Genomic DNA, 13,006 nt, shown 5'->3' with positions numbered 1-13,006 from the left:
CTTTTGAAAATTTAAGGTTTTTAAAAATAATTGAATTGAAGCCATTAGTTGCTTTCAACAAGACAGGCCTCTATCTTGTGATATGTTCCACAGGTATAACTTTCTATTGGTGTTAGCATAAACCCAAGTAGTGTCAAACCTACTATGCATAAAAATCTGGACATACGTTAAAACCAAAGATAAGAATAATTAGCTTGTGGTATCGCTTTTAATGGTCTTTCGTTTTATCGTTTAGTGGTTGCAATTGGGGTACGTGAAGATGAAACTTTACTGCAATCAATCGCAAGATAATGACGGTTGATGCTGCTATTATTTCAGTAATATCTGTTGGGAGGTTAAAATAACTACAACCAAAATAGACACCACCACCGGCGACACAGGCAAGCGCATAAATATCCTTTCTAAAAATTAAAGGCACTTCGTTTAATAATACATCCCTTATTATACCGCCAACGGTACCTGTAATGGTTCCCATAACAATGCACACCCATAAAGGCAGTCCAGCGTTAATACTTAAGGTAATGCCCACAATGGTAAAAAGTCCAAGTCCAATGGTGTCAAATAAAAACAAGGTGCTTCCCAATTTGAAAAGTTTGTCTTTAAACAGTAATGTGGCGATAAGGGCAACGCCTGTGGTTAGAAAATATTTAGCATCCAATATCCAAAATGGCGTGACGTCAAGTAATAAATCTCTCATGGTGCCTCCGCCAATAGCAGTAACCAAACCAATAATATAAGCCCCAAACCAGTCAATTTGTTTGCCCGATGCCAACCTAATACCGCTTATAGCAAACGCAAAGGTGCCTAAGAGTTCTATGATTGTAGTGAAATTTAGTTCCACACTTTTTTTGTTTATGTTTGGTTATCCAATTTTTACTGAGGTCATGGTTAATGAACCTGCCACCGCTTTGTCATTGAACAAACTTATTTCTTCATTTTCTTCTTGTAATGCCAATGCATATAGCAAAGGTAAGAAGTGTTCCGGTGTTGGGATCGCTAAATCAAAAGATTTTCCATGCGAACGAAAATTGATAAGCGGTTTGTGGTCGCCATCCAGTATGTATTTTTTCATGTTTTCGTTGGCATCAATCGCCCAATCAAAGCCATATTCAGGGGCGTTCAGTTTGTCCCACGCCAACATCCGAAGGTTATGGACTATGTTTCCACTTCCAATAATAAGCACTCCTTTTTCACGAAGTGATTTTATTTCCTGCGCCAACTCGTAATGATATTGAGGCGTTTGATTATAGTCTAGACTCAACTGAATTACGGGAACATCTGCGTTTGGGTATAAATGTTTAATGACGCTCCATGCCCCATGATCCAATCCCCATTTATCATCTAAACCAACTTCCGTTTTAGTAATGAGTGCTTTTGTTTCTTTTGCCAAAAAAAGATCTCCCGGTGCAGGATATTGCACTTCAAATAATTCTTTTGGAAATCCACCAAAATCATGAATGGTTGGTGGGTTCTGCATGGCCGTTACAAACGTGCCTTTTGTTTCCCAATGTGCCGATACACATAAAATAGCATTTGGCTTAGGAATTTCCTTTGCCACATTTCTAAATCCCGCTACAAATTCATTTTCTTCTATAGCATTCATCGGACTGCCATGCCCTAAAAACAAAACAGGCATTTTTACCGTATTGCTCAAGGGTTCTGTCATTTTCTTTAATTCATTCAGTTTCATTATTGCCAGTGTTTTTTATAAATGTTTTCTGTGCCTTAGGTTTTCAATAGGCGTTTTGCACTCTCCGAAGCACAGATTAATCCTAAGGCCAGCATGATGACATCTTTTATTACCAATCTGCCTGCGCCTGATAAATAGGGAAACCCATATTGAGGCGTTGGGAAATCGCCACCCAGATTTGGAACATACACTTCTGGTGTGGTAATTAAAAAGGTTAAGGTGACTAACGACATGCCGAAGGTTAGCAACCCACCTATGAGTCCTATTTTTGCATACCAAATTCCCAACAGGGTCAGTACGCCAATGATTACAATCACAGTTCCAAGGCCATAAGAGAATATATACGTTCTATTTTCCTTGTGCCAATCGATGTTTTTCTGAACCGTCTTGCCTTCAGGATTTTTATAGTTGTTATATTCTGGTGTTTCTTTAGCATAAAAGAATGACATCAACGGACTGTTGGCAACAAAGGGAACTATGCCGTCGGCTTCATATTGAAAGGCTTTCAATCCGCCAATCCAAACCATCACAATAAAGATGGAGATTCTTCCCAAGTTGATAAAATGTGATTGACTGTTTGCTAAAAATGTAATTAGTTTTTTCATAGTTAATTTTAGGGTATATTTCTAGTTGGGTAAATATAAATAATATTCAATTTTGATAAAAATAGAGTAGCCGACCGATAAGATGTTAGTTTATATCAGCTACTCTTTCTATTATCAAATTGATGCTTGACATATGGATTCTCGATTTAAAGATTATGAATTTCCATATATATTTGATTCACCACCGTCAATTGCGATGGTTTGTCCACTTACATAACCGTTGTCCTCACTCAATAAAAATGCCACTAATTTGGCTACTTCATGCGGTTGTCCCAATCGTTTTGTTGGGTTACGCTGAGCATACTCTGTTTCCGCTGCTTTTGGGTCAGTAGGATTTACCTGTTTAAATGCTTCTTCAACCATTGGCGTCAGGATGGCTCCCGGTGCAATGGCGTTTGTAAGTATGCCATCTTTTCCGTATTCCAAAGCCGCATTTTTTGTCATTCCAGAAACAGCGTGCTTACTTGCCACATAAGGCGTTTGGTTAAGCACACCACGAATACCACCAACTGAAGCTACGTTTACAATACGACCAAATTTTTGCTTCTGCATGATAGGAATGACATAACGCATCCCGTAATACACGCCCATGAGGTTAATGTCTATCACCTTTTTGAAAATGTTTACATCATACTCGGTAATGCTTGCCTGTTTTCCTTCTATACCGGCATTGTTATAAAGGCCATCAATTCTGCCAAAGGCTTTCACCGCTTCATCTACATAGTTTTTTACGGCATCTTCATTCGACACATCCGCCACAACGGTGATGATTTTCACCTCGGGGAATGCTTTACTGATGTCGGCCTTTGAGTCTGCCAATCCTTTTTCGTTATAGTCAACCAATACAAGGTTGGCACCTTTTGATGCTAATTCTTTTGCTGCTGCATATCCAAGTCCCATTCCGGCACCTGTGATAATAATTACTTTATTTTTCATTTTCCTAGGCATTAAGATTGTTTTACAAATTGAATGTCACCATAAATCTTTACTTCATCGCTCACCAATACACCACCGGTTTCTAAAGCGGTGTTCCAGTTCAAGCCCCAATCTTTACGGTTTATTTTTCCACTAATGGAGAGACCTGCTTTCTCATTACCCCAAGGGTCTTTATTTATACCGCCAAATTCCATTTCAAGTGTTACTTCTTTACTAATGCCTTTAATGGTAAGTACGCCTTTTAATTCGTATTCGTCATCGTCTGTTTGTTTTATTGAAGTACTTGTGAACGACAAATTTTTATGTTTTTCAACATCAAAGAAATCTGCTGCTTTAAGATGGTTATCCCTATCCTCATTGTTGGTATTGATGGATGAAGCTTCTACCGTAGCATGGATCTTAGACTTTAAAATATCTTCTCCTATAACATCAATAGAAAAATCCTTGAATTCACCTTTTACATTCGAAATCATCATATGTTTTACTTTAAAAGTAAGTTCGCTGTGTCCAGGGTCTAAAACCCATGTTGTTTTTTTTACTGTTTCCATGTTTTTATTTTTTAAATGATTAATAATCTTGATATTACAAAGATACCATCATTAAAAAGGCTAGGAGTTACAGTTTTTGGAAGAAGTGTTGTAAAATTAGGAAAAGAGATTTTTCATCTCCTCACGGAACTCGGTAGGTGTTTGTCCCGTTCGTTTTTTAAATACGTTGGTAAAGTAGGCTCTTTCATTATAACCTAAATCAAAACCTATTTCTGAAATGTTCTTATCAGTATGTGTCAATTGGTTTTTGGCTTCAATAAGCTTTCGGGTTTCAATAATCTCGCTTACCGTTTGGTGTAGAATGCCTTTGCAAATCAAATTCAAATTTCTTGCAGACATGAATAACTTTTCAGCATAAAACTCCACGCCCAAAGGTCGTTGGTAATTTTCTTCGAGGATTTTTAGAAAGTTTTGTAGGGTGGTATTTTGTGTTAGTTCCGCTCCATTTTGACTAGGAGCAATTTTATGGCGTTCAGATTCAATCATGATAAACAACGCACTCAGTAAATGCCTCACGACACTAAAATCAGGATTTTTCTGTTTCATTTCTCCATCAATAATCTCACATAGAGTAACCAAACGATTGAAGCAGGCACCACTTTGTAATTTCATGGTAGCATGGTCGTGATAATAGTTATAAAGCTGAAAGGTGGTTTCAGGAATAAATTCACTTTTAAAACGAAGCACCCACATGTCGCATGTATTGTTGTTCAATTTGGGAATGATGCGGTGCACCTTTCCTTTGGTCACAAAACTTACAAGCGGTGCGGTTATGGTTGTGGTCTTAAAATCTATAAAATGTTCAATTTGGCCTTCAATGCCGATAATCAGCTCCTCAAAATCGTGCTGGTGCGGTTCATCAGGCGAAGCACTTATTTTAGTTGCTTCTTCCTCATTCACTTTAAATATTTTGAAAAGTTGATTCATTATTTCAAAGTTAAGATTTGAATTGGGAATTTGAAGAAGTGGCCCTCACACAAAAACACACTATTTCTTGAAGAGATTTGTAAAGTGCCAATCTAAAAATTCTTTAGACGGTAGAAATCTATCAGGTAGAGTAATTGATTGATTTTCGTATTTTAAAAAAAAATCGTGTACAGCTTCATCCTTTTTGAAATCATAAAAATATTTAGAAACTTTTATTTTATAGTCAGGTGTGATAGATATAAAACCTTTATCAAATGCTTTGTCGTGAATTGAATTTAGGCATAAACCGTTGTGAGGATTTAAACGGTTTAATTCGTCAGATTTCCAAGGTTTTATATGACTTGCCACCAAAAAATCAGAAATAGATAATCCTGTAATACAACATTTTACATTGTATGAAGAAAGTATTGTTGAACGAAAAAAGGTTTGATTTACTCTTTGTTTTACTATTGTTTCTATTTCAGTGCCAATTGGAAATTCAAAAACGTCAACATTAATTATTTCTTCAATTTTTTTGTTCTGAAATGTAGCAATTAACAATTCACTTTCATAAGCTAATTTCTCCCAATTTCCATTAAACTCATTCCAAATAATTTCATCGAGTTTACTTCCATTTCCTAAGCCTGTAATTCCTTGCTTTTTTAATTCTGGGTCAAGTCTTCCGAAGTTCCCAACTTTCATATTAAGGGCAGAGGGACTACGACCAATAATATTAGCGTATTTTATTATTGTAGGGTTTGTTTTACTACTTTTTTGAAATGGTATTTTACAATACACATTGAAAGCAACAATGGTTTCTTCTCTAGTCCAATTATTACTTTTTGCCATTTATTAATTCTATTACTTCAAGGTTGTCAACAGAGTAGTCTCCTAAAATTTCATTTAATAAATCCACAGTTAAGTCTGAACTTCCCAATAAAATTGTTCTGAATATTTCAGCTCTATCATCAGGTGTGAGTTCATTTAATTTATCTGTATCTCTAAAGAACTTCATAAAATCTTCTCTTGATATTTTTTGATAATTTTCCATTTTATGACACTTTATTGGTTACATTTTCTTTGGGATATTCTCTTTCAAGAATTTCTTTCACATATGAAAGTGCATCTTTTTTTTAAAATTGAGAAACTCCATTTTTGTGATTGTGTAAATAGTGGGTAAAAGAAGCTGATTTAGAATTGTCTGTATCAACTATTTTAATTTGAAATAGTTGTCCGTCAATATTTTCTATGTCAATTCTTTCCTTAATCATTATCTCTTGTTTAACCACACAAGTTAATAAAGTTTGATTTTGTTATTAATTGGTTTCTGATTTTTTATTCACAATCTTTTCACTATAATTTTTTTGAGCATACTTGTAAAAACAGCTCTTTTCTTTTTGGAGTTATTGAAGGAAATAGGAGTGTTTTTAAATTAAACCGCAGGCCGAATATCAACCGCTACTTTCATTTTGTTTTTACCGGTGCTATAAATAACACCTTTTAACGGTGGGACATCGTAATAATCACGTCCCCAAGACACGACGATATGTTGGTTTTTGGGTATTTGGTTGTTGGTAGGGTCAAAATCTACCCAACCAAATTTAGGGATGTACACAGAAAACCAGGCATGGGAAGCATCGGCACCCACTAATTTTACTTTTCCGGGTGGTGGTAAGGTTTCAATATAACCACTCACGTAGCGTGCAGGCAAGCCAGCAGACCGTACACAAGCAATGGCGATTTGTGCAAAATCTTGGCAAACCCCTTTTTTTTCTTTCATCACATCGTGTATGGGCGTTGCTACGTTGGTGAATTCCCGGTTGAATTCAAAGTCGGTGTAAATACGTTGCATTAACTCAAAAGCGGCTTCAAAAACGGGTCGGTTGGGTTTAAAGGAAACCTCGGCATACGCTTTTATTTCAGGCGTGATTTTAGCAATAAGGATGGATTCCAATGCAAATTGGCGCACAGCTAAAATTGGTTCTTCATAGCTTTTTAATGCCATTAAGGCTTGCTGTAAGGTGATGCTTTTGCCTTCTATAGAGTCGTAAATGTTGGGTTGTAAACTGTAATCGCGACGTATTTTGCTATTGGTGGTGACTTTTAATTCTTTATGGTATTGTTGAATGGAAAATCGGGTAACGGTATTACCGAAGAAATCCAATTTCTCGGAAATTTCGGTGGGGGTGGGGCTGATGTCTATGTTGTAATCCAATACAGTTTGCCCAATCATGTCTTTTGGTTTTAACGTGGCAATGTTATGGCAAAACGTCACGCCACTTTCGTAAAAATAACTCGTAGTATGTGATACTTGGAAGACCATGATTATAGAGGGAAGTTTTGATTAACCAATTGGGTTTGTTGGTAGGTATGATTAAAATACGTGTTTGATATCGCCATAGACATATCGTGCAATACATCTCCAAGTTCGGAAAGTTCTGTGTCCAGTCGTTCCCTTAAGGTGTTATCGTCATTCAATTCCAATAGTGAATTGATATTCAAGTTCTCCATTTTAGTATTGGCCTCTTTTATTAAACGTTGGCATTCACTAATAGCTGCTGCGTTTTTAGAATGTGGCAACCTGTCAATATCTTTTTGGATTCTTTTAAGTTGATAGGTCAATGATTTAGGATACTCTTTATGCAATAAAATAAGGTTTAAAACATTCTCTAAGCTTAAATACGACTTGTAACTGTATCGGTAAATGGTTAAACTTTCATGACTGGTTAAAAGCGATTCCAATATTTCGTATTGTAATTGGTCTTCTAAATTAAAAACCAAAAGCGATCGGCATTTCGCCACGTTCATCATAGCTTGTTCAGTTTGTAAACCAATGAAATACAATAACAAACCTTGATCTACCAAAATGCTTTCCTCAATAAGTCCCATAAAAGCGATCAATCGAGTAATGATACGATCTAAAAGCTTTATTAAATCGGAAATCGCATATTTTTTTTCGTCTATAAATCGGCTCCAAATTTTTTGGATCCCATCAAAAACGCGCCACATATCCTTAGACCATAAGTTTCGTAACGAATAGTATGAATTATTAAAACTTTGTAGCGTTTGTGCAAATGAGCCAAGTCGTTTGTCGTCTATGATGACTGAAAGAATTTCTTTTAACGGATTTTTTAAGGCTTCTTCATTGTCCTCACCAACAAACCCCGGATAGGTATAGGTGATGCTTGTAAGCGATTGAAAAAGATATTGTAATTTTTCGGACTCTACTTTTTGAACATTAAACTGAGCGTTGCTCATTTGGTTCAAAACCATTCTTATAAACCGCGCCGTTACAACAGCTCTGCCTAGGTACCTGCCAGACCAAAATAGGTTTTCGGCGGTGTTGCTGGGTAAGTCATTAATATCTGAAATAGAGATTTTACAGGTATTATCCCAAGCATATTGATGCATGCTTGTTTGGGATTTATCCGTAGTAATCCAAAAATCCTTACTAACGCCACCACGTTGATTGGATACATGTAAATCTTCCCGTTCGGGTGCCACACGAACCAAGCCACCGGGCATCACATTGTAAGTATCTTTTCTAGCGATGGCAAACGTACGACACATCACTTTTCTGGGTTCTAAACGCCCATTCACAAAATCGGGTGCTGTTGAAAACGATATTTTTTCTTGGGCCACAAAACGGTAGGGGCTGGACTGAATTTCCCTTTTAAGTTTTTCTAATTGGTTGGCATCTAAAAATTCACAGAAAAATAAGCTTTCCCTGTTAGAACGGTCAATGCGCTTCACGACAAAATTAGAGAGGTTGCTTAAAACATATTGGCGTTCTTTTTCTTGTCCGCACCACCAAGAGGCTATTTGTGGCAATATTAAATCTTCATTTAGGAAATATCTGGAAATGGCATTCATAAATGGAATGAGACCTGAATTTTCCAATACACCACTGCCAATAGGATTGATGATAGTCACATTTTGATTCCGAACAACATCCAATAAACCGGCAACTCCTAAATAGGAATCTTCACGTAATTCCAACGGATCCATATATACATCATCAACACGCCTTAAAATAACGTCCACTTGCTTGAGTGCTTTTAAGGTTTTCATCCATACCTTACCGTTGCGCACCACCAAATCGTTTCCTGTTACCAAAGGATATCCCAAAAATGAGGATAAATAGGAATGTTCAAAATACGTCTCGTTTAATGGTCCAGGGGTGAGGATAACAATATTCGGGTTGTCCTTATTATTATGGGCAGCATCGATAAGCATTTGATTGAAACTATAAAAGAAGCTAGACGAATGCTGTACATGAATATTTTTAAAAATGGTAGGAACGGCTCTATTGATGGCATATCTGTTTTCTAGGGCGTAACCCATACCAGAAGGCGCTTGGGTGCGGTCGTTAACAACCCACATGCGGCCATCGGGACCTCTGGATAAATCAGCAGAATAAATTAAAAGATTTTTGGAAGTTTTATAGTCTATTTGGTCGCATTGCCTAAGAAACCCTCGATGTGCAAAAACAACATCGTGTGGAATAACGCCTTTTTTTATTAAGTCGCGTTTACCATAAATATCCTTTAAAATAAGGTTTAATAGTTCAGCACGTTGAATAATCCCTTTTTCAATGGTTTTCCATTCATTTTCATGGATAACAAAAGGCACTACATTTAAATTCCAAGGGCGACGCATCCCTTTGGGGTCGTTATACACATTATAGGTCACCCCATTTTCATCCATCAACCAATCAACTTCATTCTGTTTATTGATTAATTCTTTTAATCCTATGTGATTGATGTTTTCAAGTAAGGTTTCCCAATTGGGGTTTATGGTCATATTAGATTTCAATACCTCATCATAATTTCTATTATCAGAAAAATAATTTTGAAATAATATGTTGGAATCTAAAATCATTAAATGGGGCTTTTATTTTTTTCGCAAATCTAAGGTATTTGGAAACTCAAAATTGATTGGAAGCACTTTATATCTGAATTTTTTCTCCCCAGCTTTTTGTTTGACACTTTTATTGGATTTATCAGTGTCTTGGGAAATATTTTCCACATCACCTTGTGTATGACCAAATTCCCAAAAACGACTGATCCTTCTGGATTCTGCTTCATAGCTATTAACAGGGTAGGTTTCGTAGGAACGTCCTCCCGGATGCGCCACAAAATAGGTGCATCCACCAATGGAACGTCGGTTCCATGTATCCACAATATCAAAAACCAAAGGTGTATCTACATCGATGGTTGGGTGCATGGCCGAATACGGATTCCAAGCTTTGTAACGCACGCCAGCAACAAATTCTTCTTTTACTGATGTACTTTTTAAGTCTACTTTTATGCCATTGCATGTCAGTACATAGCGGTCATTGTTGAAATTAGCCACCTTCACCTGAAGGCGTTCTACAGAAGAATCGACATACCTTGCTGTGCCACCACCTGTAACTTCTTCTCCAAGAACATTCCAAGGTTCGATACCGGCGCGTAATTCCAAATGGATATTATTGATTTCAACCATACCATGAAGCGGAAACCTAAATTCAAAAAACGGATTGAACCAATCTTCCCTAAATTTATAACCTGCCTTGTTTAGTTGGGCAACAATGTCTTTAATATCTTCTCTTACAAAATGTTCAATTAAAAATTTATCATGCAATTCGGTACCCCAGCGGACTAATTTATGTTCGTAAGGTTTATTCCAAAACCAAGCCACCAAGGTTCTTACCAATAAGTTTTGCATCAAACTCATTTGTGGGTGCGGTGGCATATCAAAAGCACGTAGTTCTAAAATACCCAATCTGCCCGAAGACGAGTCTGGGGAATATAATTTATCGATACAAAACTCAGCGCGGTGCGTATTGCCTGTAAGATCTGTTAACAAATGTCTGAACAACCTATCGGTCAACCAAAAAGGGACTTTACCGTTTTTCGGAATTTGATTAAATGCGATTTCAAGTTCATACAGGTTTTCCATTCTGGCTTCATCAATCCGAGGTGCTTGACTGGTAGCCCCAATAAAAGCTCCAGAAAACAAATAAGAAAGGCCGGGGTGGTGTTGCCAAAACGTCAATAAACTTCGTAATAAACTTGGTTTTCTTAAAAGTGGACTATCGGCAGGGGTAATACCACCCAATGTCACGTGGTTACCACCACCAGTACCCGTATGTTTACCATCAAGCATGAATTTTTCTGTACCCAAACGTGATTTCTTTGCTTGGTCATAAAGGGTCAAAGTATTATAAGTAAGTTCTTCCCAGTTTTTAGCAGGATGTACATTCACCTCAATAACACCGGGGTCTGGAGTCACTTTCATGGATTCCAATCGGTTATCTTTTGGTGGGTCGTAGCCTTCAATAATTACAGGAATGGATAGTTCCTTGGCCGTTGCTTCAATGGAAGCCATTAAATCCAAAAATATTTCGGCACTGTCTAAAGGTGGTAAAAACAAGTGAAGTTTTTCGTCCCTAACTTCAGCACATAAAGCCGTTCTTATAAAATAATTGGTTTTCTTTGATGGAATACCGTTGGTCTTAATATCGTCCACCCTTTTGTTTACAACTCTTTTGTAATTGGGTAGTTTTTTCTTTTTTGAAAAGAGGTCTGGTTGATGTATTGGAAATTCCTCATGCTCTGGTGTCTCCACTAAAGAATCCAGAGGTAAGCGTAAGCCCACGGGCGAATTTCCCGGAATTAAAAATAAATGCTGTCTTCTAAACTCCCAATGGCAGGTATACCAACTGTTCATGGTATTATTCAGCGGCAATACGTAGCCTATGGCTTTTGAGGTGCCTTCTTTTAGAATTTCCTTAAGCTTATTTTTAACAAGCATATTACCATCTTCTTTGGTTGGGTCGATATCTATAGGCATTTTACCTTCTTGCCACAGAAAATAAAAAGAATCTTCAAAAGTTGGTTTTATCGTGGTATCGGTAATGCCTAAATATTTTGTTAACGACTTCAGGAATAATTTATCAGCGTCTTTCGGAACTTTAGGATTATCGGAAAATAACGAAAACAGCTTTTTATTGTTCCAAATGTTCTTTCCATCTTTTCTCCAGCATAGTTCGATAGTCCATCTTGGTAAAGGTTCCCCAGGATACCATTTCCCTTGAGCTTGGTGTAGGACACCACCTTTAGCAAAGGTATCATACAACCTAACCGAAAGGTTTTTTGCTAATTCCCTTTTGTGCGGACCGTCTGCATCGGTGTTCCATTCTGGTGATTCCATATCGTCAATAGACACAAAGGTAGGTTCGCCTCCCATAGTCAGTCTAACATCACCTTTTTGCAATTGTTTTTCAACTTGGTAACCCAGTTTATAAATGGCTTTCCACTGTTCTTCCGTATAGGGTTTTGTAACACGAGGCGATTCAAAAATGCGTTTTACGGAGTTCTCAAAAAAGAATTCCGTTTCACAAATATCGGTCATTCCCGAAACTGGGGCAGCACTTTCAAACGAAGGTGTGCAAGCCAGAGGAATATGGCCTTCGCCAGCTAGCAATCCAGACGTAGCATCAAAACCAATCCAGCCAGCACCAGGCAAATACACCTCTGCCCAAGCGTGTAAATCGGTAAAATCCTCTTCAGGACCCGATGGCCCATCCAATGATTTCTCATCCGATTTTAATTGTACCAAATACCCAGACACAAAGCGTGCTCCAAATCCTAAATGACGCAGCGTTTGAACAAACAACCATGCATAATCCCTGCAAGAGCCATTTTTCTGACTTAGGGTTTCTTCACAAGTTTGTACGCCGGGATCCATACGAATGTTGTAATTAAGGAATTCGTATATTTTTCTGTTGATGTCGATTAAAAAGTAAATGGTTTTTCTTGGCGTTTTATCAATGGTTTTTAAAAAGTCCATTAATAATTCACCTCTTTCAGTAACTTCCAAATAGGGAAGAAGCTCTTTTTTTATAGTCTCGTTATACTCAAATGGATATTCTTCGGCAGATTCCTCAACAAAGAAATCAAAAGGATTGATGGTTTTTAAATCCGCAATAATTTCAACATCAATAGATAATTCCGTGGTTTTTTCTGGAAAAATCAATCGTGCCAAGTAATTCCCGAAAGGGTCTTGTTGCCAATTAAAGAATTGATTTTCAGGTTTTATTTTTATAGAATAGGCTTCTATGGGTGTTCTGCTATGTGGCGCAGGCCGAAGTCTAAATATATGTGGAGAAAGTGATACCGGTCTATCGTATTTGTATAATGTTTTATGTGAAATTACAATTTTTAATGCCATCTATTAACTTAATTTAAAATCAACTACAATGTAAGTTATTTTTATTTTTTAATTTTAAAAACACCTCCAAAATAGTGATATAATTTATGCTGATAAATTATGAT

At 37.0% G+C, this 13,006-nt stretch carries 11 protein-coding genes; all 11 read right to left on the bottom strand.

Annotated elements, in window-relative coordinates; all coding sequences use genetic code 11:
* Nucleotides 1-208 precede the first annotated feature (208 nt).
* Nucleotides 209-841 (bottom strand): trimeric intracellular cation channel family protein, encoded by a 633-nt coding sequence (locus CDH49_RS06100; protein ID WP_100614568.1) that lies wholly within the window; start codon nucleotides 839-841, stop codon nucleotides 209-211.
* Between the two features lie 21 nt (nucleotides 842-862).
* A complete protein-coding gene (gene ygiD, locus CDH49_RS06095) occupies nucleotides 863-1,690 on the bottom strand; it encodes a 4,5-DOPA-extradiol-dioxygenase (protein ID WP_193434716.1) in 828 nt (275 codons plus the stop codon).
* A 35-nt stretch (nucleotides 1,691-1,725) separates the two neighbouring features.
* Nucleotides 1,726-2,295 carry a DUF417 family protein gene (locus CDH49_RS06090; RefSeq protein WP_100614566.1) on the bottom strand — a complete coding sequence of 190 codons (570 nt, stop codon included), beginning with the start codon at nucleotides 2,293-2,295 and terminating at the stop codon, nucleotides 1,726-1,728.
* A gap of 153 nt (nucleotides 2,296-2,448) precedes the next feature.
* On the bottom strand, nucleotides 2,449-3,231 hold the full coding sequence (locus tag CDH49_RS06085; RefSeq protein ID WP_193434715.1) for a glucose 1-dehydrogenase: 783 nt from the start codon (nucleotides 3,229-3,231) through the stop codon (nucleotides 2,449-2,451).
* Nucleotides 3,232-3,242: 11 nt separating this feature from the next.
* The gene (locus CDH49_RS06080; RefSeq protein ID WP_100614564.1) at nucleotides 3,243-3,779 is read right to left on the bottom strand and encodes a YceI family protein; all 537 of its coding nucleotides are present in this window, start codon (nucleotides 3,777-3,779) and stop codon (nucleotides 3,243-3,245) included.
* Between the two features lie 96 nt (nucleotides 3,780-3,875).
* Nucleotides 3,876-4,706 carry an AraC family transcriptional regulator gene (locus tag CDH49_RS06075; RefSeq protein ID WP_100614563.1) on the bottom strand — a complete coding sequence of 277 codons (831 nt, stop codon included), beginning with the start codon at nucleotides 4,704-4,706 and terminating at the stop codon, nucleotides 3,876-3,878.
* 60 nt (nucleotides 4,707-4,766) lie between these two features.
* Complete coding sequence (locus CDH49_RS06070) at nucleotides 4,767-5,534, bottom strand: HNH endonuclease (protein ID WP_193434714.1); 768 nt, start codon at nucleotides 5,532-5,534, stop codon at nucleotides 4,767-4,769.
* Nucleotides 5,521-5,736, bottom strand: coding sequence for a hypothetical protein (locus tag CDH49_RS06065; RefSeq protein ID WP_100614562.1), 216 nt, complete (start codon nucleotides 5,734-5,736; stop codon nucleotides 5,521-5,523). The genes CDH49_RS06070 and CDH49_RS06065 overlap by 14 nt, the downstream gene beginning before the upstream one ends.
* 381 nt (nucleotides 5,737-6,117) lie before the next feature.
* The gene (locus CDH49_RS06055) at nucleotides 6,118-7,008 is read right to left on the bottom strand and encodes a transglutaminase family protein (RefSeq protein ID WP_100614561.1); all 891 of its coding nucleotides are present in this window, start codon (nucleotides 7,006-7,008) and stop codon (nucleotides 6,118-6,120) included.
* 2 nt (nucleotides 7,009-7,010) lie between these two features.
* On the bottom strand, nucleotides 7,011-9,566 hold the full coding sequence (locus CDH49_RS06050) for a circularly permuted type 2 ATP-grasp protein (RefSeq protein WP_100614560.1): 2,556 nt from the start codon (nucleotides 9,564-9,566) through the stop codon (nucleotides 7,011-7,013).
* 12 nt (nucleotides 9,567-9,578) lie between these two features.
* Complete coding sequence (locus CDH49_RS06045) at nucleotides 9,579-12,902, bottom strand: transglutaminase family protein (protein WP_100614559.1); 3,324 nt, start codon at nucleotides 12,900-12,902, stop codon at nucleotides 9,579-9,581.
* Nucleotides 12,903-13,006: the final 104 nt, after the last annotated feature.

The organism is Confluentibacter citreus (assembly GCF_002807055.1).
GTDB classification, from domain to species: Bacteria; Bacteroidota; Bacteroidia; order Flavobacteriales; family Flavobacteriaceae; genus Confluentibacter; species Confluentibacter citreus.
Note: the sequence above shows the minus strand (reverse complement) of the source record. Positions and strands in the feature narration are given on the sequence as shown.

What these genes read in the sequence shown, in the direction of transcription:
- CDH49_RS06085 (WP_193434715.1), bottom strand. Translation starts at nt 3,231, where the DNA reads ATGAAAAATAAAGTAATTATTATCACAGGTGCCGGAATGGGACTTGGA.
- ygiD (WP_193434716.1), bottom strand. Translation starts at nt 1,690, where the DNA reads ATGAAACTGAATGAATTAAAGAAAATGACAGAACCCTTGAGCAATACG.
- CDH49_RS06090 (WP_100614566.1), bottom strand. Translation starts at nt 2,295, where the DNA reads ATGAAAAAACTAATTACATTTTTAGCAAACAGTCAATCACATTTTATC.
- CDH49_RS06080 (WP_100614564.1), bottom strand. Translation starts at nt 3,779, where the DNA reads ATGGAAACAGTAAAAAAAACAACATGGGTTTTAGACCCTGGACACAGC.
- CDH49_RS06075 (WP_100614563.1), bottom strand. Translation starts at nt 4,706, where the DNA reads ATGAATCAACTTTTCAAAATATTTAAAGTGAATGAGGAAGAAGCAACT.
- CDH49_RS06065 (WP_100614562.1), bottom strand. Translation starts at nt 5,736, where the DNA reads ATGGAAAATTATCAAAAAATATCAAGAGAAGATTTTATGAAGTTCTTT.
- CDH49_RS06045 (WP_100614559.1), bottom strand. Translation starts at nt 12,902, where the DNA reads ATGGCATTAAAAATTGTAATTTCACATAAAACATTATACAAATACGAT.
- CDH49_RS06055 (WP_100614561.1), bottom strand. Translation starts at nt 7,008, where the DNA reads ATGGTCTTCCAAGTATCACATACTACGAGTTATTTTTACGAAAGTGGC.
- CDH49_RS06070 (WP_193434714.1), bottom strand. Translation starts at nt 5,534, where the DNA reads ATGGCAAAAAGTAATAATTGGACTAGAGAAGAAACCATTGTTGCTTTC.
- CDH49_RS06050 (WP_100614560.1), bottom strand. Translation starts at nt 9,566, where the DNA reads ATGATTTTAGATTCCAACATATTATTTCAAAATTATTTTTCTGATAAT.